The sequence below is a fragment of the Peterkaempfera bronchialis genome (genome assembly GCF_003258605.2).
GTDB classification, from domain to species: Bacteria; Actinomycetota; Actinomycetes; order Streptomycetales; family Streptomycetaceae; genus Peterkaempfera; species Peterkaempfera bronchialis.
Genome location: NZ_CP031264.1, coordinates 3,551,520 through 3,573,859, shown reverse-complemented (window position 1 = coordinate 3,573,859; position 22,340 = coordinate 3,551,520). Strand labels below are relative to the sequence as shown.

General features: G+C 73.2%; 22 protein-coding genes and 1 riboswitch. Of the genes, 11 read left to right on the top strand and 11 right to left on the bottom strand.

Translation table 11 applies throughout. From position 1 onward, the window contains the following. Window positions 1-269: 269 nt before the first annotated feature. Entirely contained in the window at window positions 270-1,004 is a 735-nt protein-coding gene (locus C7M71_RS15840) for a hypothetical protein (RefSeq protein ID WP_111492628.1), read from the top strand. 50 nt (window positions 1,005-1,054) lie between these two features. Here the strand turns inward: C7M71_RS15840 and hisC are convergent, their stop codons facing one another. Continuing rightward, entirely contained in the window at window positions 1,055-2,146 is a 1,092-nt protein-coding gene (gene hisC, locus C7M71_RS15835; protein ID WP_111492630.1) for a histidinol-phosphate transaminase, read from the bottom strand. Between the two features lie 293 nt (window positions 2,147-2,439). Here hisC and C7M71_RS15830 point away from each other — a divergent pair, with 293 nt between their 5' ends. From C7M71_RS15830 to C7M71_RS33350, 4 genes are all read left to right on the top strand, one after another. Beyond that, window positions 2,440-3,570 (top strand): LacI family DNA-binding transcriptional regulator, encoded by a 1,131-nt coding sequence (locus C7M71_RS15830; protein ID WP_111492627.1) that lies wholly within the window; start codon window positions 2,440-2,442, stop codon window positions 3,568-3,570. 138 nt (window positions 3,571-3,708) lie between these two features. Next, window positions 3,709-4,938, top strand: coding sequence for a metallophosphoesterase (locus C7M71_RS15825; protein ID WP_229758751.1), 1,230 nt, complete (start codon window positions 3,709-3,711; stop codon window positions 4,936-4,938). A 179-nt stretch (window positions 4,939-5,117) separates the two neighbouring features. Continuing rightward, window positions 5,118-6,002: a hypothetical protein gene (locus C7M71_RS15820; protein WP_111492625.1), complete on the top strand. Its 885-nt coding sequence runs from the start codon at window positions 5,118-5,120 to the stop codon at window positions 6,000-6,002. A gap of 73 nt (window positions 6,003-6,075) precedes the next feature. Beyond that, the gene (locus C7M71_RS33350; protein ID WP_229758750.1) at window positions 6,076-7,008 is read left to right on the top strand and encodes a BRO-N domain-containing protein; all 933 of its coding nucleotides are present in this window, start codon (window positions 6,076-6,078) and stop codon (window positions 7,006-7,008) included. A 71-nt stretch (window positions 7,009-7,079) separates the two neighbouring features. Here the strand turns inward: C7M71_RS33350 and thiC are convergent, their stop codons facing one another. Further along, on the bottom strand, window positions 7,080-8,897 hold the full coding sequence (gene thiC, locus C7M71_RS15810; RefSeq protein ID WP_111492624.1) for a phosphomethylpyrimidine synthase ThiC: 1,818 nt from the start codon (window positions 8,895-8,897) through the stop codon (window positions 7,080-7,082). After that, window positions 8,893-9,002: riboswitch (TPP riboswitch) on the bottom strand. (Overlaps the previous gene by 5 nt.) Window positions 9,003-9,094: 92 nt before the next feature. Between thiC and C7M71_RS15805 the strand changes: the two genes are divergently transcribed. From C7M71_RS15805 to C7M71_RS15795, 3 genes are all read left to right on the top strand, one after another. Continuing rightward, a complete protein-coding gene (locus C7M71_RS15805; RefSeq protein WP_114914385.1) occupies window positions 9,095-10,510 on the top strand; it encodes a YibE/F family protein in 1,416 nt (471 codons plus the stop codon). Window positions 10,511-10,579: 69 nt separating this feature from the next. Then, window positions 10,580-10,780 carry a hypothetical protein gene (locus C7M71_RS15800; protein WP_111493561.1) on the top strand — a complete coding sequence of 67 codons (201 nt, stop codon included), beginning with the start codon at window positions 10,580-10,582 and terminating at the stop codon, window positions 10,778-10,780. Window positions 10,781-10,927: 147 nt separating this feature from the next. Beyond that, window positions 10,928-12,433: an SPFH domain-containing protein gene (locus C7M71_RS15795; RefSeq protein WP_111493563.1), complete on the top strand. Its 1,506-nt coding sequence runs from the start codon at window positions 10,928-10,930 to the stop codon at window positions 12,431-12,433. A gap of 73 nt (window positions 12,434-12,506) precedes the next feature. On the opposite strand, the gene C7M71_RS15790 is transcribed toward C7M71_RS15795, so the two are convergent. The 3 genes from C7M71_RS15790 to C7M71_RS15780 all read right to left on the bottom strand — a co-directional run bounded on the left by C7M71_RS15790 (window position 12,507) and on the right by C7M71_RS15780 (window position 13,940). Then, window positions 12,507-12,707, bottom strand: coding sequence for a DUF5326 family protein (locus C7M71_RS15790; protein WP_111493565.1), 201 nt, complete (start codon window positions 12,705-12,707; stop codon window positions 12,507-12,509). A gap of 156 nt (window positions 12,708-12,863) precedes the next feature. Further along, window positions 12,864-13,547: a thiaminase II gene (gene tenA, locus C7M71_RS15785; RefSeq protein ID WP_111493567.1), complete on the bottom strand. Its 684-nt coding sequence runs from the start codon at window positions 13,545-13,547 to the stop codon at window positions 12,864-12,866. Window positions 13,548-13,622: 75 nt separating this feature from the next. Beyond that, complete coding sequence (locus C7M71_RS15780; protein WP_111493569.1) at window positions 13,623-13,940, bottom strand: cupin domain-containing protein; 318 nt, start codon at window positions 13,938-13,940, stop codon at window positions 13,623-13,625. Window positions 13,941-14,043: 103 nt separating this feature from the next. Here C7M71_RS15780 and C7M71_RS15775 point away from each other — a divergent pair, with 103 nt between their 5' ends. Next, complete coding sequence (locus tag C7M71_RS15775; protein WP_111493571.1) at window positions 14,044-14,418, top strand: phage holin family protein; 375 nt, start codon at window positions 14,044-14,046, stop codon at window positions 14,416-14,418. 160 nt (window positions 14,419-14,578) lie between these two features. Then, window positions 14,579-15,106, top strand: a complete 528-nt coding sequence (locus tag C7M71_RS15770; protein WP_111493573.1) for an NUDIX hydrolase — start codon at window positions 14,579-14,581, stop codon at window positions 15,104-15,106. A 79-nt stretch (window positions 15,107-15,185) separates the two neighbouring features. Here C7M71_RS15770 and C7M71_RS15765 read toward each other — a convergent pair whose 3' ends face one another. The 6 genes from C7M71_RS15765 to pdhA all read right to left on the bottom strand — a co-directional run bounded on the left by C7M71_RS15765 (window position 15,186) and on the right by pdhA (window position 21,456). After that, window positions 15,186-16,688, bottom strand: coding sequence for a globin domain-containing protein (locus tag C7M71_RS15765; protein WP_111493579.1), 1,503 nt, complete (start codon window positions 16,686-16,688; stop codon window positions 15,186-15,188). A 318-nt stretch (window positions 16,689-17,006) separates the two neighbouring features. Further along, window positions 17,007-17,387 carry a thioredoxin gene (gene trxA / locus C7M71_RS15760; protein ID WP_111493575.1) on the bottom strand — a complete coding sequence of 127 codons (381 nt, stop codon included), beginning with the start codon at window positions 17,385-17,387 and terminating at the stop codon, window positions 17,007-17,009. Window positions 17,388-17,417: 30 nt separating this feature from the next. After that, window positions 17,418-17,819, bottom strand: coding sequence for a MerR family transcriptional regulator (locus tag C7M71_RS15755; RefSeq protein WP_111493577.1), 402 nt, complete (start codon window positions 17,817-17,819; stop codon window positions 17,418-17,420). Window positions 17,820-17,903: 84 nt separating this feature from the next. Beyond that, window positions 17,904-19,262 carry a dihydrolipoamide acetyltransferase family protein gene (locus C7M71_RS15750; protein WP_114914384.1) on the bottom strand — a complete coding sequence of 453 codons (1,359 nt, stop codon included), beginning with the start codon at window positions 19,260-19,262 and terminating at the stop codon, window positions 17,904-17,906. A 5-nt stretch (window positions 19,263-19,267) separates the two neighbouring features. Further along, window positions 19,268-20,299 (bottom strand): alpha-ketoacid dehydrogenase subunit beta, encoded by a 1,032-nt coding sequence (locus tag C7M71_RS15745; RefSeq protein WP_111492589.1) that lies wholly within the window; start codon window positions 20,297-20,299, stop codon window positions 19,268-19,270. Beyond that, a complete protein-coding gene (pdhA, locus tag C7M71_RS15740; protein WP_175607693.1) occupies window positions 20,296-21,456 on the bottom strand; it encodes a pyruvate dehydrogenase (acetyl-transferring) E1 component subunit alpha in 1,161 nt (386 codons plus the stop codon). Before pdhA ends, C7M71_RS15745 begins: the two co-directional genes overlap by 4 nt. Window positions 21,457-21,671: 215 nt before the next feature. Here pdhA and C7M71_RS15735 point away from each other — a divergent pair, with 215 nt between their 5' ends. Further along, entirely contained in the window at window positions 21,672-22,331 is a 660-nt protein-coding gene (locus C7M71_RS15735; protein WP_229758749.1) for an Lrp/AsnC family transcriptional regulator, read from the top strand. Window positions 22,332-22,340: the final 9 nt, after the last annotated feature.

Sequence of the window (22,340 nt, the reverse complement as noted above, 5' to 3'; positions counted from 1 at the left end):
GGCGGCCCAGCGTGCACTGCACCTTTAGCGGAAGCCTGGGAGCGACCTGGGAGTCGGCTGGGAGTGCAGACCACCGCATATCGCCCACCGCCGGACGGAACGGCCGCGCCTCGGGCGGCCGAAGGGCCTCGCTCCGGTCCCGCGCCCAGGAAACTCACAGGGTTCGCCCGGCCCGCCCTCATGGCTGTGCGGTTGATTGCCACAGGTTGGTCGCTCGCGCTGCTGCCGGACGCCCGCCGGAGCCCGTCAACCTCTGAGGAGCCGCTGGTATGTCCGGTACCCCCACGGTCGCGCCCGGACCAGCCCGCCCGCCGCGCCGACGCGGCAGGGCAGTCGCCGGGGCCGCCGCCCTGATCTGCGGGACGCTGCTGGTGGCAGGCTGCGCCTCCGGCAGTTCCGGCGGCTCCGGCGGCTCCGGCACGGCCGGTACAGCCCGCGCGGACGCCGGCGGCCCGGGCGGTGAGTTCGCCGCCTACCTCCAGTGCCTGGAGCAGAACGGCTACACCCCGCCGGCCCGGCCCAGCGGAGCCCCGTCCGGCATGCCGCACCGCAGCGGCCGACCGGAGGGGTGGAACCCCAGCGACCGTCCCAGCGGCTGGCCCAGTGGGCGCCCGAGCGGCTGGCCGAGCGGACGTCCCAGCGCCTGGCCCAGCGGAATGTCGGGCGGGATGCGGGGTGGGGGCTTCGGGATGGGCAACACCGCCGACCCGGCGTACCAGAAGGCGGCGGCGGCCTGCGAGTCCAAGCGGCCGTCCTTCGGCGGCGGGCGGAGCGGCGGCGGCGGGAACGGTGGCGGGAGCAATGGCAGTGCGGAGAGTTCCGCGCTCAGGGCGTTCGCCGACTGCATGAAGGACAAGGGCGTCACCGTGGCGTCCGGCGGCACCAACCCGCTGGCGGGCCTCTCCACCGCCGACCCCAGGACCGCCGCCGCCCTCAAGACCTGCCGCCCGCTGCTGCCCTCGGCAGGCGCGGCCCCGGCCCCCAGCGCCTCCCCCAGCGCCTGAGGGCCCGCCCCTCCGGCCGGGGGCGAGGTGCGCGCCCCCGGCCGGTCCGGTCAGAGCTCCTTGCGGAACGCCTCGGCGGTGCGCAGGAAGATGTCATTGGCCTCGGTCTCACCGATGGTCACCCGGACCCCCTCGCCGGCGAACGGCCGCACCACGACCCCGGCGGCCTCGCACGCGGCGGCGAAGTCCAGGGTGCGCTCGCCGAGCCGCAGCCAGACGAAGTTGGCCTGCGACTCCGGCACCGTCCAGCCCTGCCCGGCCAGCGCCTCCGCGACCCGGGCCCGCTCCTGCACCAGCGCGTCCACCCGGACCAGCAGCGCCTCCTCGGCCCGCAGCGAGGCCACCGCCGCGTCCTGGGCGAGCTGGCTGACGCCGAACGGCACCGCCGTCTTGCGCAGCGCGGCGGCCACCGGCTCATGGGCGATGGCGAACCCGACCCGCAGCCCGGCCAGCCCGTACGCCTTGGAGAAGGTGCGCAGCACGCAGACGTTCGGCCGGTCGCGGTAGAGGTCGACGCCGTCCGGCACCTCGGCGTCCCGGATGAACTCCCGGTACGCCTCGTCCAGCACCACCAGCACGTCGCCCGGCACCCGGTCCAGGAACCGCTCCAGCTCGGCGCGGCGCACCACGGTGCCGGTCGGGTTGTTGGGGTTGCAGACGAAGACCAGCCGGGTCCGCTCGGTGATGGCGTCGGCCATGGCGTCCAGGTCGTGCACCTCGCCGGGGGTCAGCGGCACCTGGACCGCCGTGGCGCCGCTGATCCGCGTGATGATCGGGTACGCCTCGAAGGACCGCCAGGCGTACACCACCTCGTCGCCGGGCCCGGCCGTCGACTGGATCAGCTGCTGGGCGACGCCCACCGAGCCGGTGCCGGTCGCGATGTGCTCCGGCGGCACGCCGAACCGCTCGGCCAGCTCGGCGGTGAGGCCGGAGCAGGCCATGTCGGGGTAGCGGTTGAAGCGGCCGGCCGTCTCCACCACCGCCTCCAGGACGCCGGGCAGCGGGTCGTAGGGGTTCTCGTTGGAGGAGAGCTTGTAGGCCGGAGCGCCGTCCGCACCGGAGGCCGGGCGTCCCGGCTTGTAGGTGGGAATGCCCTCCAGCGCCCGCCGAAGCCGGGGCCCCTGTGCAGCCGTGCCGCTCACCGTGGTCTCCTCCACTTGCTCGTTCACTTGCTCGTTCACACCCGACCGTACGGTCGGGAACACCTTACGAGCCGCGTGTTCGGAATTCACCCGTGCAGGTGAGATATACGGACGGCCCGCGATCGAGGACCCTCCACCCGCCCTGCCCGCGATGGCACATGTCAGAGGAAACCCGCCTTTTGAAGGCCGCCTTCCAAGGAGGAAGGCCCTGACGGTCATGGAGAAACGTATCTCCGGACGGATGTGACCAACCGCTCACGGACAGTCGCCATGCGCCATACGATCGGTCCGCCATGACAGCAGCAGCCAACCAGAGCGGCCGTCGGCCCACCAGCCCGAGGAGGCTGGAGCGGGCCGGCATCCGGGACGTTGCCGCCGCGGCCGGAGTCTCGATCACCACCGTCTCCGACGCCCTCAACGGCAAGGGCCGCCTCCCCGACGAGACCCGCAGCCGGGTGCGCGAGGTCGCCGAACGGCTGGGCTACCGCCCGTCAGCGGCGGCCCGCACGCTGCGCACCGGCCGGTCCGGCCTGCTCGGTCTCACCGTGACCACCTACGGCGAGGAGCCCTTCACCTTCACCGAGTTCGCCTACTTCGCCGAGATGGCCCGCGCCGCCACCTCGGCGGCGCTCAACCGCGGCTACGCCCTGGTGGTGCTGCCCGCCTCCTCCCGGCACGATGTCTGGGGCAATGTCGCCCTGGACGGCACCGTGGTCATCGACCCCGCCGACCACGACCCGGTGGTCGCCGAACTCCACCGCCAGGGCGTCCCCGTGGTCAGCGACGGCAAGCCCGGCAACTGCCCCGTCACCGCCTGGGTGGACAACGACCACGAAGCCGCCGTGCTCGGCATCCTCGACCACCTCTCCGGCGCCGGCGCCCGCCGCATCGGACTGCTCACCGGCACCAGCACCGACACCTACACCCGGCTCAGCACCGAGGCGTACCTCTCCTGGTGCGCCCGGGTCGGCCAGGAGCCCGTCCACGAGACCTACCCCGCGCACGACCCCGCCGCCGGCGCCGTCGCCGCCGACCGGCTGCTGGCCCGCCCCGACCGGCCCGACGCCGTCTACGGCCTCTTCGACCCCAACGGCACCGACCTGCTGGCCGCCGCCCGCCGCTATGGACTGCGCGTACCGGAGGACCTGCTGCTGGTCTGCTGCAGCGAAAGCGATGTGTACGCCACCACCGAACCCCCCATCACCACGCTCTCCCTCAAACCCCGGAACATCGGCACCACCGTGGTCAACCTGCTGATCGACGCCATCGAAGGGGTCGGCGAGACCCCCGGGCGACGCCTCGCCCCCGGCGCCGAACCGCCGCCCGGGCGGCTGATGCCCACCGAACTGATCGTGCGCGCCTCCTCGCAGCGCCGCAGCCCGCGCACCACGGTCAGCCCGCCCCGCACACCGGACGAGGGCTGAGCCACGCCCGGCACGTCCCCCTGCCACCCGCCCGCACCGGACAAACCGGGACACCCGACGGGCCGCCACCGCAAGCCGACCGCATCGGATACGGCCCAGGTGCGGACGCCGGGAGACCCGTCTTCCTATGATGGGCGGATGACACCCGAGGACCGCTTCCCCGGGCCTGAGCTGCCGGAGACAGGCCCCCGAGCCCGCATGGCCCTCGACCCCGTGTCGTACGCGTACGAGGGCGGCGTCCACGGCGGTCCGCAGCAGCCGTGGTCCGACCCCGGGTACGACGGCACGGAGAGCAGCGGGCACCCCGGCGCTCCCCGGCATCCCGAGGAGCCCGCGCACCCCGAGGAGCCTGCTCCACCGTCCGTCCGGGGCTGGTTCGAGGACACCGGCCAGACCCCCGGCGACGACCAGGACCCGCGCACCCTGGCCGCCTTCGGCGCGGACGGCCCGGCCTTCGCGCCCGCCGACCCCCCCACCCTGGACCTCGGCGCCCCCGTCCCCGCCGACCCCTCCGCCGCACCCGGCACGGCCCCCGAGCCGGTCCCGACCGACGCCCCCGTCGGCCCGCTCTATGTCGTCGGCGACGTCCACGGATACCTGGACGAACTGCGCGCCGCGCTCCACCAGCAGGGCCTGGTCGACACCGACGGCCACTGGTCGGCCGGCCGCTCCCGGATCTGGTTCCTCGGCGACTTCACCGACCGGGGCCCCGACGGCATCGGCGTCATCGACCTGGTGATGCAGCTGGCCGCCGAGGCCGCAGCCGCCGGCGGCTACTGCCGCGCCCTGATGGGCAATCACGAACTGCTGCTGCTCGGCGCCCACCGCTGGGGCGACGAGCCCGTGCAGTCCACCGCCGGCACCGCCTCCTTCCTCGCGGCCTGGCGGCTCAACGGCGGCCAGCAGCACGACATGGACCGCCTGGAGCCGCACCACATCAGCTGGCTCTCCCGGCTGCCCGCCGCCGTGGTCGAGGACGACCACCTGCTGCTGCACTCCGACACCACCGCCTACCTGGAGTACGGCGCCTCCATCGACGAGGTCAACGACACCGTCCATGAGCTCCTCGCCTCCGACGACGCCGACGCCTGGTGGGACTGCTTCCGCCGCTTCACCCGGCGGTTCTCCTTCCGCGGCGAGGCCGGGCCGGCCGCGGTCGGCGAACTGCTGGGCGCCTATGGCGGCCACCGCGTCGTCCACGGCCACAGCCCCATCCCGTACCTCACCGGCGACGTCCACAGCGAGGACGGCCACGCCCCCAGCCAGATCACCGGCCCCCATGTGTACGCCGACGACCTCGCCGTCGCCATGGACGGCGGCGTCACCATGGAGGGCCGGCTGCTCGTCGCCCGCCTTCCGCTGAGCTGACCGCCGACTCCATCCCGGAATCTCTGAACTTCCTCAAACGGGCTGTTACCGTGTCAGCCCGCACCCCTACCATCGAGACATCCGTCGCGGGCCCCTTCCGCACAACGGCCGTTCCCCACCGCAGACGCCGGGACGGAAGGACCACCCACCTCTCTCTGCCGGAGCAATCGGGGGCCTTTATGAACACCGCTCCGCACCTGCGACCCGAAGACCGCCCGGATTTCGAGCGGGCCCTGGACGAGGCACTGCGCGCCGACGCCGTCCGCCGGGCACTGCAAGCGCCCGGCGCCGGGCTCAACGCCGAGCAGCTGCGCACCCGAGCCCTGGCCGCCATCGGCGTCATCGCCGCCGAGGCCGCCGGTGAGTACGGCTACTACACCGCCCTGCACGACCGGGTCCGCGAGTCCGCACCCCTGCAAGACGGCCGACAGGGCAGCAACCCCGGCACCACCGGCGGCCTCAGCGCCGGCGCCGTGCCCGTGATGATCGTGCTGGCACCCATCCTGGCCTGGGCCGCCGCCCTGATCCTGCTGCTGCTCGGCTACGGCCTGCGCGCCACCGAACCGCACCTGGAGTTCGCCCACTCCCTGGTCACCGCCGGCTGGGTCTCGCTCGCCGTCGGAGCCGTCGCCCTGGTCGGCGGCATCATCGGGCTGCTGCTCACAGCCCTGCGGGACGGCTCCGCCCCACCGGACGGCCAGGACCCCGAGATCTACGCCGAGCTGGCCACCGCCAAGGACACCTGGAAGGCCGCACTGCGCGACCGGGGCATCCTGCCCTTCCTCCTCGCCGCCCTCCCCGCCGCCACCGCCGCCGAGCCCACCGAACGGGCCGTGGCCGCCGCCGGAGGCGGCGTCAGCCTGGTCCGCCGCCCCGACCTCGGCTACACCTCCCCCGGCTTCACCAGCCCCGGCCCCGAGCCCACCCCCCGCCGCGACCACGGCTCCCGCCCCGCCTCCTTCTCCTCCCCCGACTACTCCGGCCCCGGCTACTCCGGCCCCGGCTACTCCTCGCCCGACTTCACCAGCCCCAACTACGACGGCCCGGATCAGCCGCGCCCCTGAGCCGCATTGATTCCACGGGGGCGCAAAGGAGTGCGAGCGATATCCCCCGGACGGCCGAGTCGTTGGGCCGGATATGACACCTCACACGCACAGCAGCGAACTCGTCCGGCTGGACTTCCAGGGCGGCGAGGTCCGTGTCGTCATCATCGACGGTGATCCCTGGTGGGTGGCCTCGGATGTCTGCGGCGCCCTCGACATCTCGCAGACCCATCGCGCTCTGGCCGGCCTGGACGACGACGAAAAGGGGCGTCACACTATGACGACCCCCGGCGGTGACCAGCAGGTTTCCATCATCAACGAGCCCGGCCTCTACTCCCTGATCCTCCGTTCCCGCAAACCGGAGGCCAAGGCGTTCAAGCGCTGGGTGGTCCATGAGGTGCTGCCCACCATCCGCCGTACCGGCCGGTACGCGGTGGACGAGCGCCCCGCCTCCGACCTCCCCGTGGACATGCACGCCTTCCTCCGGGAGGTGTCCCAGGTCGCGACCGAAGCCGCGGTGGCCGCCGCCCGCGAGGCCACCAGGGAGGCCACGCTCTCCTTCCGGGAGACCCTGGCGGAGACCCGGGACGCCTTCCGCGAGGCCGTCGCCGAGATGCGCGACACCTTCACCGAGACCGTCCGCGAAGTCACCGCCGCCCACGCAGCCGTACCGCCTCCCCGGCACCCCCTGGACCAGCCGATCTGGCACCCGCACATCCCCCGGGACGCCCTCTCCTTCGGAGAGCTGGCCGACGCCTTCAGCGCGGAGTTCGACCGTCCGGGGATCAGCCGGGAGACGCTGCTCACCGTGGCCCGGGACGCCGGTCTGATCGCCCTCGTCCCCGCCCCCAACGCCGGGCACACCCTGGCCGACGTCCGCCTCCAGTCGCTCTTCCGGGTCCGCCGCATCGACGGCTCGCGGCGATGCTGGAGCTGCGCCTACCACTTCCAGCCGGTGGTCCTCCCCGACGGAGTCGCCATCATGCGCCAACTGGTCGCCCAGGACGTCGACCGGGGAATCCTCTGAGACCTGCTTGACCTTCACACGCGCCCTCCCCCGTCAGCTCGGGGGAAGGCCCGTGTCGCAGGCACTGCGGATCAGTCGGCCAGCGGAAGGTAGAGGCGGTTGCCGTGGGCGGCGAACTCGTCGGACTTGGCCCGCATACCCGCCTCCGCCTCCGCCTCGGCCTCCGCCTCGGCCTCGGCTTCGGCGGCGGTGATGGCGGCGGTCCGGCCGTCGCCGTGGGCGGCGCGGATGTCCTGGGAGATCTTCATCGAACAGAATTTGGGGCCGCACATGGAGCAGAAGTGGGCGGTCTTGGCGGGCTCGGCGGGGAGGGTCTCGTCGTGGAAGGCGCGGGCGGTCTCGGGGTCGAGGGCCAGGTTGAACTGGTCTTCCCAGCGGAATTCGAAGCGGGCGTCGGAGAGGGCGTCGTCCCACGCCTGGGCACCGGGGTGGCCCTTGGCCAGGTCGGCGGCGTGGGCGGCGATCTTGTAGGTGATGACGCCGGTCTTGACGTCGTCGCGGTCGGGAAGGCCCAGGTGCTCCTTGGGGGTGACGTAGCAGAGCATGGCCGTGCCCCACCAGGCGATCATGGCGGCGCCGATGCCGGAGGTGATGTGGTCATAGCCCGGGGCGACATCGGTGGTCAGCGGGCCGAGGGTGTAGAAGGGCGCCTCGTCGCAGATCTCCTTCTGGAGGTCCATGTTCTCGCGGATCCGGTGCATGGGGACGTGCCCCGGGCCCTCGATCATCACCTGGACGTCCCGGTCGCGGGCGATCCGGCCGAGTTCGCCGAGGGTTCGCAGTTCGGCGAACTGGGCCTCGTCGTTGGCGTCAGCGATGGAGCCCGGGCGCAGGCCGTCGCCGAGCGAGTAGGTGACGTCATAGGCGCGGAGGATGTCGCAGAGTTCCTCGAAGTGGGTGTAGAGGAAGTTCTCCTGGTGGTGGGCGAGGCACCAGGCGGCCATGATGGAGCCGCCCCGGGAGACGATGCCGGTCTTGCGGCGGGCGGTGAGGGGGACGTACCGCAGCAGCACGCCGGCGTGCACGGTCATATAGTCGACGCCCTGCTCGCACTGCTCGATGACGGTGTCGCGGTAGACGTCCCAGCCGAGTTCCTCCGCGCGGCCGTCGACCTTCTCCAGGGCCTGGTAGATGGGCACGGTGCCGATCGGGACGGGGGAGTTGCGCAGGATCCACTCGCGGGTGGTGTGGATGTTGCGGCCGGTGGAGAGATCCATGACGGTGTCGGCGCCCCAGCGGGTGGCCCAGGTCATCTTCTCCACCTCCTCCTCGATGGAGGAGGTGACGGCGGAGTTGCCGATATTGGCGTTGATCTTCACCAGGAAGTTGGTGCCGATGACCGCCGGTTCGACCTCGGGGTGGTTGACGTTGACCGGGATGACGGCCCGGCCCCGGGCGACCTCGTCGCGGACGAACTCCGGGTCCAGGCCCTCCCGCAGGGCCGCGAACTCCATCTCCGGGGTGACCAGTCCCCGCCTGGCGTAGCCGAGTTGGGTGACGGCGGCGCCGTTCCGGGCGCGCAGCGGGCGGCGGGGGCGGCCGGGGAAGACCGCGTCCAGGTTGCGGAGGCCGCCGCGCGGCGCCGTGTGCCGCAGGCCGTCGTCCTCGGGTCGGGGCGTGCGGCCCTCGTACTCCTCGGTGTCACCGCGCTGCCGGATCCACGGGTCGCGCAGTGCGGGCAGGCCGCGCCGCACATCGGTCTCGTATGCGGGGTCGGTGTACGGGCCGGAGGTGTCGTACAGCGGCACGGTGCGCCCGTCGGTGAGGTGCACCTCCCGGTAGGGGACCCGGAGGTCGGGGCGGGATCCGGTGCGGTACGCCTTGTGCCAGGCGGGGGTGGGGTACCCGCTGCGGGCAGACGTCTCCTGCTGTGCTCGGTGCGTGGTCATCAGACCTACTACTCCCTACGCCGGCATTACCCGGTCAGGTTCTGCGGTCGGCACAGCGGTCAGTGCCCTCTCAGCCCGGTGCTCCGAGCTCCCGCGTCTGCATCAGATGGTCCAACCGTAACGGGGCCGTGGCGCGTACCGCCAGAACGCATCGGCATGGTTCCCTTGTCTCGCCCCACCCCCGGAAGGACTCTCCCGTGGCAGCAGGACACGACCAGCAGCAGCCCGGCGACGGCGACGACCCCGCCCTCGCCCATAGCCACGCCACCTCCCCCAGCCACGGCCACGGACACGGACACGGCCACAGCCATGCGCACCACCATGGACCGGCCGCCCCGGCGTCGGCGCGGCTGCGGCGGGTGATCGCGGCGGTGCTGGTGCCGTTCGCGGTGGCGGTGGTGGCCGGGCTGGTGGTGCTCTGGCCGGGCGGGGTGCCGCCGCACAGCGGGGGCGCGTCGGGGATCGGGTTCGACCAGAAGACGGTGCACGGCACGGTGGTGGCCACGGCGCAGGCGCCATGCCAGGGGGACGCGGGCACGGCGGTCTGCACCAAGGTCTCGGTGCGGCTGACCAGCGGGCCGGAGGCGGGGCGGACGGTCCGGCAGACCCTCAACCCGGACGGGACCGGCCGCTGGTCGGCGGGCGACAAGGTGATCCTCACGGACTCGCCGGGTGCGCCGCCGGAGCTGCGGTACGCCATCGCCGACGCCGACCGGGCGGTGCCGATGGCGGCGCTGGCGGCGGTGTTCGCGCTGGCGGTGGTGGCGGTGGGCCGGCTGCGGGGGCTGACGGCGCTGGTGGCGCTGGTGGTGAGCTTTGCGATCCTGACGCTCTTCATCCTGCCGGCGGTCCTGCACGGGCAGAATCCGCTGCTGGTGGCGGTGGTCGGCGGCAGCGCGATCATGCTGGTGGCGCTGTATCTCTGCCATGGGCTGTCGGCCCGTACCTCGGTGGCGGTGATCGGCACCCTCTCCTCGCTGGCGCTGATCGGGGTGTTGGGGGAGGTCTTCATAGGGCTGACCAAGCTGACCGGCAACACCTCGGACGAGACGGCGCTGGTGCATTCGCTCTATCCGGGGATCCGGCTGGACGGCGTGCTGCTGGCCGGTGTGATCATCGGTTCGTTGGGTGTACTGGACGATGTGACGGTGACCCAGACCTCGGCGGTGTGGGAGTTGCGGGCGGCCAATCCCGGGCTGGGTGCCCGGCAGCTCTACCGGGCGGGCATACGGATCGGCCGCGACCACATCGCGTCCACGGTCAACACCCTGGTGATGGCGTACGCGGGCGCGGCGCTGCCGCTGCTGCTGCTCTTCTCCATCTCCCAGCGGGACGTGGGCTCGGTGGCGACCAGCGAGATCGTCGCCGAGGAGATCGTGCGGACCCTGGTGGGCTCGATCGGGCTGGTGGCCTCCGTCCCGGTGACCACGGCGCTGGCGGCGCTGGTGGCCTCCCGCGACCGGGTGGGGCCGGTGGGCAGGTCGCGGCGGGCGAGGGGCGGGCTCCCCACGCCGGCCGCCGTACCGGCCCCGGCCACCGCCGCGCCCGACGGGGCACCGACGGGGACACCGACCGGGACACCGACCGGGCCTGTCGGGCACCGCCGACGCTGAGCCGGGCTGCGGGCAGGGCTGCGGGCCGGGCCGCGGGCCGTACCCTCGTCGGAAGGGGTGGTGACGCGCATGGTGGGACGTCAGGGCCGGGTGACCGGTGCGGTGGGTCCGGGGCTGGTCGGTGAGGTGATGGTCGCGGTGCGGGGCGGCGCCGAGGCGTTCCTGGCGTTTCCGGCCGACCCCGAGGAGCGGATCGCGGTGGGCACCCCGGTGGTCGTGGTGGAGTACCAGCCGCCGCGCACCGTCTATGTGGCCCGGGCCTACGGATGACCGGCTGACGTATCGTCCGACTTTCGGGCCCGCGTCTTCCCAAGCGGCCGGGAGGGGCGCAGACTCATCTGTCGCCGCTCTGTTCCGCCGGTGGCTGCGGACCGTGCAGCCGGGGATCCCCGGGCGGCCCGAAGGGGGGATGCGCCGATGGTCGTCGGCGTCGTGGCGGCGGTGGTGGTGGCCGCTCTGCTGGTGCTGTTCCTGATCTTCAAGATGATGTGGCGGGTCGCCGAGCCCAATGAGGCCCTGGTGATCTCCGGTTCCAAGCACGAGGGCCTGGGCGAGGGGTTGGGCTTCCGGATCGTCACCGGCCGGGGGACGCTGGTGATGCCCGGCGTGCAGGCGGTGCGGAAGCTCTCGCTCGACCTCAACGAGGCGGCCCTGGACGTGGAGTGCGTGACCGGCCAGGGCATCCCGGTGCGGGTGAAGGGCGTGGTCATCTTCAAGGTGGGCGACGACATGGTGTCGATCGCCAATGCCGCCCGCCGCTTCCTTGACCAGCAGAAGCAGATGAGCGCCCGGGTGCACAACGTCTTCGCGGGCCATCTGCGGTCGATCGTGGGCGGGCTGACGGTCGAGGACATGATCCGCGACCGGGAGCGGCTGACCGGGGAGACCCGGGCGGCGTCCGGTGTGGAGATGGAGAAGCTCGGCCTGATCATCGACTCGCTTCAGATCCAGGAGATCCTGGACCCGACCGGGTACATCAAGAACCTCGCCGCGCCGCATGCCGCAGCGGTGCAGCGGGATGCGCGCATCGCGCAGGCCGCCGCCGACCGGCTGGCGACCGAGGCCGAGCAGGAGGCGGCGGCGCGCAAGGCGGAGGCCACCCGCAACAGCCAGATCCAGCAGGCCGGGTACCAGGCGGAGATGGACAAGGCGGCGGCCCTGGCCCACCAGGCGGGGCCGCTGGCGGACGCGGCGGCGCGGCAGGAGGTCGTGGTCCAGGAGACCCGGGTGGCGGAGCTGGAGGCGCAGCGCCGGGAGCAGCAGCTCCAGGCGGATGTACGCAAGCCGGCCGACGCGCAGGCGTACCAGACCCGCACCCTGGCCGAGGCGGAGCGCGATGCGCGGATCTCCTCGGCGCAGGCGCAGGCGCAGGAGACCGAGCTGGCGGCGGTCGCCGAGGCGACCCGGGTGAAGACGGCGGCGGCAGCGGAGGCGGAGGCCACCCGGGCACGCGGGCTGGCGGCGGCGGAGGCGACCCGGGCGACGGGTGAGGCGGAGGCGGCGGCCTCCCGGGCACGCGGTCTGGCCGAGGCGGAGGCGTCGAAGGCCAAGGGCCTGGCCGAGGCGGAGGCGATCAAGGCGCGGGCGGCGGCGCTGGCGGAGAACCCCGAGGCGGTGGTGGCGCAGCAGTTGGCGGAGAACTGGCCGGACATCGTGACGGCCGCCGCCGAGGCGTTCGGCGGTGTGGACCACATGGTGGTGCTGAACGGCGCGGACGGGGTGTCGGAGCTGTTCGCGAAGGCGCTCACCATGGGCGGTACGGGGCTGGGGCTGGCCCGGCAGCTGCTCTCCACCGTGAACGGGGCGGCTGCGCCGCAGGGCGTGGCGGACCGTGCGGTGCCCGAGTCGGTCCCGATCCTGGTCGAGGCCGACGGCGACGCGGAAGGCGGGGCCCAGCCCGGGGACGGCGCCGGGCGGGGCTGACCGGGTGGTGTCCGGACATCGGCGTGCCCGCACACCGTCGCGGTGTGCGGGCACGCCCGGCGTCGGGGGGCCGCTAACTCTTGGCGGCCTTCTTGACCAGGATCACCACGGCGGCGGCGATACCGACGACGATCAGCGCCTTGAAGGCGAAGGCGATGACGGCGCCGACCAGGCCGAGGACGGCCCACAGCACATTCCACGCCACGACCAGCACCACGATCGGGACCACGATGTTGCGCACCCAGGAGGGCAGCGACTTCCAGAACTCAGCCATGTCCGTTCCTTCTCTCCCCTCGGACCGGCTCTCGCGACGCCGTGTCCCGTCCGCTGTGGACTTCTTCGATCGTACGGGCGGTCCGAAGGGGAAACGAGGGCCGTCGGCCCGGAGAAGACCCGGACATTCCCCTGACCCGGCCGTCCGGGCAGGCCCTCAGACCGGCCAGGTCTCACCACGCCAGGCGGCGTCCCAGAACATCCATTCATAGCGGCTGGTGGTGGTGAAGTGCTCGGTCGCACGCCGCCGCTCTGCTTCCGAGAGCTCCTCGCCGATCCGGTCGGTGAGGTCGAGCACCCGCCGCACCACCGTCTGGAACGCCTCGTCGCCGTAGGTGGCGATCCAGCGGGCGTACAGCGGGTCGGGGGAGGAGGAGGCGAGCAGCCGCTCGCCGACCCGGGCGTAGATCCAGTAGCAGGGCAGCACTGCGGCCAGGGCCTCGGCGAAGGAGCCGCCGTAGACGGTGGCCAGCAGATAGCTGGTGTAGGCGCGGGTGGTGGGCAGCACGGGTTCGGCGGCGGCCTGATCGGCGTCGGAGCCGAGGGCCGCCATGAACTCCCCGTGCATCTCCTGCTCGGCGGCGATGGCGCCGACCGCGTCGTCGGCGAAGGCCCGGACGTCCTGCTCGGTGGGGGCCTTGGCGGCGCAGACGGCCAGCGCCCGGGCGTAGTCGCGCAGGTAGTGGGAGTCCTGCACCACAAAGTGGCGGAACGCCTGGCGGGGCAGCGTCCCATCGGTGAGGCCGCCGATGAAGGGGTGCCCGAGGATGGCCTCGTACACCGGCTCGGCGGCCGCCCAGAGCTGCCGGGTGAACGGTGGGGACTGCTGCTCGGCTGCCATGTCGGGGCCATCCTCCCTGGTGACGTAGGTGCCGACCCTACCCGGGCGTCCGGCTCGGCCCTCGGGTGGCCCGGCTCAGCCCTCGGGCGGGGAGAAGACCACCAGCACCCGCAACTCCTCGGTGATGTGGTGGAAGCGGTGCGGCACCCCGGCAGGGACATGGACGACGCAGCCCCGGGCGACGGTGGCGGTCTCGTCGCCGACGGTGAGGTAGGCGCGTCCGCTGACCACGAAGTAGATCTCGTCCTGGGCGTGCGGCTGCTGGGTGTCGGTGTCGCCCGGGGAGAGCGCATAGAGGCCGGCCGACATATGGCGCTCCTTGAGGAAGCGCAGATAGGCGCCCTCGTTGGCGGCCCGCTCCGCGTCCAGGTCGTCCAGCCGGAAGATCTTCATGGGGTGTGGCTCCTCTCGCCGCCGGTCGGCTCGCTGGGCATTCAACACCAGAGGGGGGACCGGGAGCTTCCGGAGCGGGACCGCTCCTGCGACCATCGCCGCTATGAAGAGTTTCGTCGTCAAGACACTGATCAACGCCGCGGCCATCTGGGTCGCCGCCTGGATCGTCGACGGGATCACCCTGTCCGGCGACTCGACCAGGCACAAGATCCTCACCGTGGTGCTGGTCGCCCTGGTCTTCGGAGTGGTCAACTGGCTGATCAAGCCGCTGGTGAAGCTGCTGTCGCTGCCGCTGTTCATCCTCACCCTGGGGCTGTTCACCTTTGTGATCAACGCCCTGATGCTCTGGCTGACCTCGTGGACCTCCGACCAGTTGGAGCTGGACTTCCATGTGCAGGGGTTCTGGGCCGCGCTGCTGGGCGCGCTGATCATCAGCATTGTGTCCTGGGGGCTCAGCCTCGCCCTCGACGACGACTGAGCGGTACGGGCAGCCGTAAGGGTTTCGCCGCCTCCGGTGCGCGGCAGAATCCCCGGAACAGCCGCCCCGGCTGCCCGGTCCGCACCATACGTCCGCACCGTATGCCGGACCCGATCGTGCTCGACCCGCCCCGCACTGCCGGGGCCGCCCGGAGGTGACCATGGGCTCCGCAGCCCACCGCCCTGTGGTGAAGCGCACCGCCCGCGCCATCCTGCTCGACCTCGACCCGGCGGAGCCGCACGGTCCCGCCTCGATCGTCCTCATCAAGCGCACCCGCCCGGGGTGCACCCCGTACTGGGTCACCCCGGGCGGGGGTGTGGAGCCCGACGACGCCAGCGTGGTGGACGCGCTGCGCCGGGAGGTCGACGAGGAGATCGGCGGCAAGGTGGCCGATGTGGTGCCCGCCTTCGTGGACACGGTGGCGCACCACCACCATGACGACGGCACCCTCGCCCATCCGCACGGCGTCAAGGTGCAGCACTTCTTCGTCTGCCGGCTGGACTCCATGGACCCGGCGCGGCGGCATGGCCCGGAGGTGGAGCAGCCGGCCGGTGAGTATGAGATCGTCCGGCTGCCCTTCACCCGGGAGGGCGTCACCTCGGTCAATGTGGTGCCGCCCTCGCTGCGGGCCTATCTGGCGGCCAATATCGAGGGCGTACGGGCGCTGCTCGCCTCCGACCTGGCCTGACCTGACCTGATCTGGCCTGGCCTGGCCTGACCTGATCTGACCTGGCCTGGCCCTGGGACGGGGGCCTGGGCAGGGAGTCTCAGCCTGCGGCGAGGCTCCCGCCCAGGTCATGGCGGATGTGCTCGCCGGGCACGCCGGACCGCAGCAGCGCGTCCACGCTGCGCCGCACCATGGCCGGCGGACCGCTGAGGTAGGCGTGGTGCCCGTCCCAGGGGCCGTAGCGCTGCACCACGTCGGGGAGCGTCCCGGCCAGGCCCAGGGTCCGCTGGTCGGAGATCACCGGGTGCACGGAGAGCCACGGGTGCCGCTGGGAGAGGCGGAGCATGGCCTGGAGCTCGTACAGCTCCTCGTTGCGGCGTGCCCCGTAGAAGACCTTGACCTCGCGGTCCCCGGCGCCGCGTTCGGCGACCTCCTCCACCAGGGCCCGGATCGGGGCGATTCCGGTGCCGCCGCCCAGGCAGAGCAGGCTGCCGTCGCTCTGGTGGTCGACCACCATGGAGCCCTCGGGCGGGCCGAGCCGCAGCACATCGCCGGGGCGGGCCCGGCGCACCAGGGCGTTGCTGACCCAGCCGGCCGGGACGGCCTTGACATGGAAGGTGAGCAGCCCGTCGGAGCGGGGTGCGCAGGCGAGGGAGTAGTGCCGCCACACCCGGGGCCACCAGGGCGTCTCCACGGCGGTGTACTGGCCGGCGAGGTAGGGGTAGGGCTGGTCGGGACGGACGGTGACCACGGCGATCTCGCGGGTGCGCTGCTCATGGCCGACGATCTCGCCATGCCACCAGGAGGGGGTGGCCGCGACCTCCTCGGCGCCCTCGGCCATGGTGCGGGAGATCAGGCCGTAGACCCGCCGCCAGGCGGTCTCGGTCTCGGCGTCCCAGCGGTGTCCGCAGTACCGGGAGAGCGCGGCCAGCAGGCATTCGCCGAACGGGGGGTAGTGCGCGGCGGCGACCCCGTACCGGCGGTGGCTGCGGCCGAGGGGGTGCAGCTGCCGGGTGAGCGCCGCCGGGTCGTCGGCCCGGCGGGCGGCGGCGAGCAGGGCGCGGAAGAGACGGTCGCGCTGCACGTCCATGGCGGCGGGGAAGAGCGACCGCAGCTCGGGGTGGTGGAGGAAGAGCAGCGCGTAGAAGTGGGCGGTGGCGCGCTCGGCGACGGGTTCGAGGGTGGCGAGGGAGGAGCGGACCAGGTCCAGGTCGCGGGGGGTGGGGGGGTCGGCGAGGAAGCCGCCGGGGCTCTGCATGGGGACGGACGCGGTACGGAGTGCGGGCATCAGGGCCGTGGCGGACTCGGTGGCGGCCAGGCCCGGGGTGCCCCAGGCGCGGCTCCAGTGATCGCCGGGACCGGCCCAGTTGAGGTGGGGGGCGTGGGTGATCATCGGCTCGATGGGCGGGCGGTCGGGCCGCCTGGGGTAGACCAGGACGGGCGCGGCGAGAGCCGGTGCCGACGCCGCCTCCGCAGGTGGGACGGCTGGTAGGGCGATGGGCGCGGGCGGCGGGGGCGAGGGCACCGGCGGGGCGGGCGGCGCGGCCAGGGTCGGCAGCACCTCGACGACGGTCACCGATTCCCTGGCCGGGGGCGCGCTCATCCCCGGTACCGCTGCGGGCGCGGTGGATCCCACCCCGGCACGCACCAGCACCGGGGCAGCGGTCCCCCGGTGCCTCGCCCCATCCTGCCGCTGGTCGGGCTCGGTCGTCAGAGCTTCCATGGTCGGCCTCGACTCCGAAATGCAGAAACAATTCTTCGAATCTGATCACTTCTGATCGGCTGAATTCGGAAAGCACCCGGAAGAGAACCGGGGAGAATTCCAGCCGTGCGTAGCCTTACATGCCTGCGAAGCTCATCGGACAAATAGCGCGAATATTACGGCGTACGAGCAGCTCGCGCGCTATCCTGGCGCGCGGTCTCAGACCACATCGGCGATCTCCTGGAGCAGCCGCCGCTTGGGCCTGGCCCCCACCAGCGACCGCACCGGCTCACCGCCACGGAACACCATCAGCGTGGGCATCGACAGCACCCCGTATGTCGCCGTGGTCTCCGGGTTGGCGTCCACATCCAGTACCGCCACCCGCAGCCGACCCGCCTCCTCGCGGGCGATCTCGGCCAGCACCGGCGCCAGCATCCGGCACGGCCCGCACCAGGCGGCGGTGAACTCCACCAGCACCGGCCGCTCGGCCGCCAGCACCTCGGCGGCGAAGTCCGCGTCCGTCACCGTACGGACCTCCCCCTCGTGCCGCACCACATCCTGCTCTGCCGTGACCTGCTGGGCCGTGATCTGCTGGGCCATGTCCTACTCCCCTCGTCCATCCGGATCGGTTCAGTCGCCGGGGTACGAGGCCAGCTCGCACCGGGGCTCGGGGGCCGCGTGGGCCGAGTCGGCCACGGCCAGCTGGTGGCGCAGCCGGTCGCGGACGTCCTGCAACCGGGCGATGCAGGCGTCCAGCTCGACCAGCTTGCGGCGGTAGACCTCCAGCGACGCCGGGCAGGCGTCGCCCGCGTCATGGCCCGCACGCAGGCACTCCACAAACGGCCGGGTCTCCTCCAGGCCGAAGCCGAAGTCCAGCAGGCCGCGGATCTCCCGCACCAGCCGCAGGTCGTCCTCGTCGTACTCGCGGTACCCGTTGACCGCGCGCCGTGCGCTGAGCAGCCCCCGCGACTCGTAGTACCGCAACGTGCGGGTGGATGTCCCGGCCCGCTCCGCCAGCTCCCCGATCCGCATGGCCCGCTCCTCTCCGGCTGCGCCGTCGCTTCGACGGTAGACCTTGACGCCGACGTCAACGCCAGCCGGAGAGGGCAGTGGATTTCAGAGGTGGCGCAGCAGCTCTCCCGGGTGCTCGACGCAGTCCGCGACAAACCGCAGGAAACCGCCGGCCGTACCGCCGTCGCAGACCCGGTGGTCGAAGGTGAAGGAGAGCTGGGTCACCTGCCGCACGGCGAGCTCGCCGCCGTGCACCCACGGCTTGGCGGCGATCCGGCCCACGCCGAGCATCGCTGCCTCCGGGTGGTTGAGGATCGGGGTGGAGCCGTCCACGCCGAAGACGCCGTAGTTGTTGAGGGTGAAGGTGCCTCCGGTGAGGTCTGCCGGGGTGAGGGTGCCGGACCGGGCGGCCTCGGTGAGCCGGGCCATCTCGGCGGCCAGTTGCTCGGTGGTCAGCCGGTGGGCGTCATGGACCACCGGCACCACCAGGCCGCGTTCGGTCTGCGCGGCGAAGCCCAGGTGGACGGCCCGGTGGCGGCGGATCGCGGTGGGGGTGCCGTCCGGGTCGGTGATCACGCCGGCGTTGAGCTCGGGGTGGCGGGCCAGCGCGGCGGTGCAGATCCGGGCGAGCAGCGGCAGCAGGCCGATGCGCGGTCCGGCGCCGGAGGCCAGCCGGTCCTTGAGTTCCAGCAGCCCGGTGGCGTCGGCGTCCACCCAGCAGGTGGCGTCCGGGATCTCGCGGCGGCTGCGGGCCAGCTTCTCGGCGACCGCGCGGCGCAGGCCGCGCAGCGGCACCACCTCGGCATCGCCCTGGTCGGAGCGGTCGGCCGGGGCGGCCGGGGCGGCCGGGGCCGTTTCACGTGAAACAGCGGCGGCCACCGCGCGGGCCACATCGGCGCGCAGGATCAGCCCGTCCGGGCCGCTTCCGGTGAGCGCGGCCAGGTCGATGCCATGCTCACGGGCGGCGCGGCGCACCAGCGGGGAGATCACCGGCACCGGCCCGCTGCGGGCGGGCGGAGCTGCGACCGCCACGGGCGCCGCAGGCATCACGGGCGCGGCGGACACTGCGGATGCCGGGGGCGCGGCTGCGGGCGCCGCGGCCCCCGGGCGCACCCGGCGGCGCCTCGGTGCGCCGGAGCGGCCGTCGGCGGTGCCATAGCCGACCAGCACATTGCCCGACCCCTCGGACCCGCCCTCCTCCGGCCCGGACCCCTCGGACCCGGCCACGGCCACGGTGACCAGCGGGGCGCCGACGGGCAGCTCCTCACCGGGTTCGCCGAAGCGGGCGGTGACCACGCCCCCGTACGGGCACGGCACCTCGACGGAGGCTTTGGCGGTCTCCACCTCGACCACCGGCTGGTCCACGGCGATGACCTCGCCGACCTCCACCAGCCAGCGGATGATCTCGGCACCGGTCAGCCCCTCGCCCAGGTCGGGCAGGGTGAACTCGCGTACCACGGGCATCGGGCTCAGTCCTCCCACTGCAGGCGGGCCACCGCGTCCAGGATGCGGTCCACCCCGGGCAGGTGGTGGCGCTCCAGCATCGGCGGCGGATAGGGGATGTCGAACCCGGTGACGCGCAGCACCGGCGCCTCCAGGTGGTGGAAGCAGCGCTCGGTGATCCGGGCGGCGATCTCCGCGCCGACCCCGGCGAAGCCGGACGCCTCATGGACCACCACGGCCCGGCCGATGCCGCGCACCACCTCGCAGACCGTCCGGTCGTCGAACGGGACCAGGGTGCGCAGGTCCAGTACGCCGACGTCCCAGCCCTCGGCGGCGGCGGCCTCGGCGGCCTCCAGGCAGACGGGCAGCGACGGGCCGTAGGTGACCAGCACGGCCGATCGGCCGGCCCCGGGCGACCGGAGGGGCCGCCGCAGCACGGCGCGGCCCAGCGGGGCGACCGGGGTGGGGGCGTCCGGCGTCCAGGCGGCCTTGGACCAGTAGAGGCGCTTGGGTTCCAGGACGACCACCGGGTCGTCGGAGGCTATGGCGGCCCGCAGCAGCCCATAGGCGTCCTCGACGGTGGCGGGGGTGACCACATGCAGGCCGGGGGTGTGGGCGTAGTACGCCTCGGAGGAGTCGCTGTGGTGCTCCACGCCGCCGATGCCGCCGCCGTAGGGGATGCGGATGGTGATCGGCAGCGGCAGTCGGCCGGCGGTGCGGTTGCGCATCTTGGCGACATGCGAGACCAGCTGCTCGAAGGCCGGGTAGGCGAAGGCGTCGAACTGCATCTCCACCACGGGCCGCAGCCCGTACATGGCCATGCCGACGGCGGTGCCGAGGATGCCGGCCTCGGCCAGCGGGGTGTCGGTGCAGCGGTCGTCGCCGAACTCGGCGGCCAGGCCGTCGGTGATCCGGAAGACCCCGCCGAGGGTGCCGACGTCCTCCCCGAGGACGTGCACGGCCGGGTCGTCGCGCAGGGCGTGGCGGAGCGCGGTGTTGAACGCCTGCGCCATGGTGGCCGTGGTCCCGGCGGCGGCCGGGGCGGTCGCGGTGGTCATCGGGCCGCCGCCTCCGCGTCGAGTTCGGCGGCGAGCTGAGCGGCCTGTTCGCGCAGCTGCGGGGTGGGTTCGGCGTAGACGTGGGTGAAGAGGCTCATCGGGTCCAGTTCCGGCTCGGCGTGGAACTCCTCGCGCATCCGCGCGGCCAACTGCTCGGCTGCGTCGGCGGCTTCGCGTACGGCGTCGTCGTCCAGCAGTCCGGCGCCGCGCAGGTGGCGCTCCATCAGCAGGACGGGGTCGTGCTCGCGCCAGGCGGCCACCTCGGGCTCGCTGCGGTAGCGGCCGGCGTCGTCGGCGTTGGTGTGCGGGTCCAGCCGGTAGGTGACGGCCTCGACCAGCACCGGGCCACGGCCGGAGCGGGCGTGCTCGACGGCCTCGGCGAGGACGGTGTGCACGGCGGCGGCGTCATTGCCGTCGACCAGTCGGCCGGCCATGCCGTAGCCGACGGCCTTGTGGGCGAGGCTGGGCGCGGCGGACTGCTTGGCCAGCGGCACGGAGATGGCGTAGCCGTTGTTCTGGACCAGGAAGACCACCGGGGCGTTCAGCACGGCGGCGAAGTTGAGCGCCTCATGGAAGTCGCCCTCGCTGGTGCCGCCGTCGCCGACCAGCACCAGGGCGGCGGCGGAGTCGCCGCGCAGCCGGGCGGCGTGGGCCAGGCCGACGGCGTGCGGAGCCTGGGTGGCGAGCGGGGTGGAGAGCGGGGCGGTGCGCCACCGTATCGGGTCCCAGCCGCTGTGGGCGTCGCCGCGCAGCAGGGTGAGCACCTCCAGCGGGTCCACGCCCCGGGAGACCACGGCGAGGGTGTCGCGGTAGCTGGGGAAGAGCCAGTCGTCCTCGCGGAGCACTGCGGCGGCGGCGACCTGGCATGCCTCCTGGCCGGTGGAGGCCGGGTAGACGGCGAGCCGGCCCTGCTTGGTGAGGGTGGTGGCCTGCTGGTTGTAGCGGCGGCCGGCGACCAGTCGGCGGTAGAGGTCGCGGAGCAGCGCCGGGTCGAGCGAGGCGGCCGCCGGGGTGCCCAGCACCCGTACCGGGGCGGGGTCGGGGAGCAGCGGCGCGGGGTCGGTGCGCGGGGCCCGTGCACCGGGTTGCCACGGAGGCGGCACGTGGTGGGCCGGGCCGGGGCCGGCTGCACCCGGCTGCTGGTCCAGGACGGTCATCTGGGGCACCTCCATGAGGGTGGGGGAGGTCGTACGAGCGGCATCGGTGGTGCCGGAGGCGACAGCTGCCGCAGGTGGCGCGGCTCACTCGGCTCTCCCTACCGATTGTTCGGTCGTGAATGCATTTTGGCCACAGAGCTGCACAAGTGGTGGACAAACTGCCGTGCGCGGGTTCGACTGGGGCCAGGACGTCCACATCGGGAGGGCAGTGGGACATGCCCGCTGAACAGATGGCCGAAGCCGACGGCGCCACCCCGGAGCGCCGGGGCGCTTCCGGCGCCGCTTCGCGTACGGAGACAGCTGCGGGAGCACCGGCGGGAACTCCGCCGGCAGCACCGCCCGGGGCGCAGGCCGACCGGGCCGCCTCCGGGCTGCCCGGAAACGGCGGAAGCGGCGGCAACGGCGCCGGGGCGGGGGGCGGCAGCCGGTCGCTGGACCGGATCGACCGGGCCATCCTGCGGCTGCTCCAGCAGGACGGCCGGGCCTCCATCCGGTCGGTCGCCGAGCGGGTCCATGTCTCCCGGGCAAACGCCTACGCCCGGATCGCCCGGATGATGGAGGACGGGGTGATCCGGGGCTTCACGGCCCGGGTCGACCATGAGCGGGCCGGCCACGGGGCCTCCGCCTATGTGACGCTCAAGATCGTGCAGAACTCCTGGCGGACGGTGCGCGAGCAGCTGCTGACGCTCCCGGGCGTGGAGCACATCGCGCTGGTGAGCGGCGAGTTCGACGTGCTGCTGCTGGTGCACACGGTGGACAACCGGGCGCTGCGGGAGCTGGTGCTGGGCCGCATCCAGAGCCTGCCTGCGGTCCTGGGCACCCAGACGCTGCTGGTCTTCGACGAGACCGACCAAGCCCCCGCCCTGCCGGACTGACGCGCGCCG

Excerpts from the sequence above, each read along its gene's own strand:
- C7M71_RS15840 (WP_111492628.1), top strand. The coding sequence starts at position 270 with ATGTCCGGTACCCCCACGGTCGCGCCCGGACCAGCCCGCCCGCCGCGC.
- C7M71_RS15830 (WP_111492627.1), top strand. The coding sequence starts at position 2,440 with ATGACAGCAGCAGCCAACCAGAGCGGCCGTCGGCCCACCAGCCCGAGG.
- C7M71_RS15825 (WP_229758751.1), top strand. The coding sequence starts at position 3,709 with ATGACACCCGAGGACCGCTTCCCCGGGCCTGAGCTGCCGGAGACAGGC.
- C7M71_RS15820 (WP_111492625.1), top strand. The coding sequence starts at position 5,118 with ATGAACACCGCTCCGCACCTGCGACCCGAAGACCGCCCGGATTTCGAG.
- C7M71_RS33350 (WP_229758750.1), top strand. The coding sequence starts at position 6,076 with ATGACACCTCACACGCACAGCAGCGAACTCGTCCGGCTGGACTTCCAG.
- thiC (WP_111492624.1), bottom strand. The coding sequence starts at position 8,897 with ATGACCACGCACCGAGCACAGCAGGAGACGTCTGCCCGCAGCGGGTAC.
- C7M71_RS15800 (WP_111493561.1), top strand. The coding sequence starts at position 10,580 with ATGGTGGGACGTCAGGGCCGGGTGACCGGTGCGGTGGGTCCGGGGCTG.
- C7M71_RS15795 (WP_111493563.1), top strand. The coding sequence starts at position 10,928 with ATGGTCGTCGGCGTCGTGGCGGCGGTGGTGGTGGCCGCTCTGCTGGTG.
- C7M71_RS15790 (WP_111493565.1), bottom strand. The coding sequence starts at position 12,707 with ATGGCTGAGTTCTGGAAGTCGCTGCCCTCCTGGGTGCGCAACATCGTG.
- tenA (WP_111493567.1), bottom strand. The coding sequence starts at position 13,547 with ATGGCAGCCGAGCAGCAGTCCCCACCGTTCACCCGGCAGCTCTGGGCG.
- C7M71_RS15780 (WP_111493569.1), bottom strand. The coding sequence starts at position 13,940 with ATGAAGATCTTCCGGCTGGACGACCTGGACGCGGAGCGGGCCGCCAAC.
- C7M71_RS15775 (WP_111493571.1), top strand. The coding sequence starts at position 14,044 with ATGAAGAGTTTCGTCGTCAAGACACTGATCAACGCCGCGGCCATCTGG.
- C7M71_RS15770 (WP_111493573.1), top strand. The coding sequence starts at position 14,579 with ATGGGCTCCGCAGCCCACCGCCCTGTGGTGAAGCGCACCGCCCGCGCC.
- C7M71_RS15765 (WP_111493579.1), bottom strand. The coding sequence starts at position 16,688 with ATGAGCGCGCCCCCGGCCAGGGAATCGGTGACCGTCGTCGAGGTGCTG.
- trxA (WP_111493575.1), bottom strand. The coding sequence starts at position 17,387 with ATGGCCCAGCAGATCACGGCCCAGCAGGTCACGGCAGAGCAGGATGTG.
- C7M71_RS15755 (WP_111493577.1), bottom strand. The coding sequence starts at position 17,819 with ATGCGGATCGGGGAGCTGGCGGAGCGGGCCGGGACATCCACCCGCACG.
- C7M71_RS15750 (WP_114914384.1), bottom strand. The coding sequence starts at position 19,262 with ATGCCCGTGGTACGCGAGTTCACCCTGCCCGACCTGGGCGAGGGGCTG.
- C7M71_RS15745 (WP_111492589.1), bottom strand. The coding sequence starts at position 20,299 with ATGACCACCGCGACCGCCCCGGCCGCCGCCGGGACCACGGCCACCATG.
- pdhA (WP_175607693.1), bottom strand. The coding sequence starts at position 21,456 with ATGACCGTCCTGGACCAGCAGCCGGGTGCAGCCGGCCCCGGCCCGGCC.
- C7M71_RS15735 (WP_229758749.1), top strand. The coding sequence starts at position 21,672 with ATGCCCGCTGAACAGATGGCCGAAGCCGACGGCGCCACCCCGGAGCGC.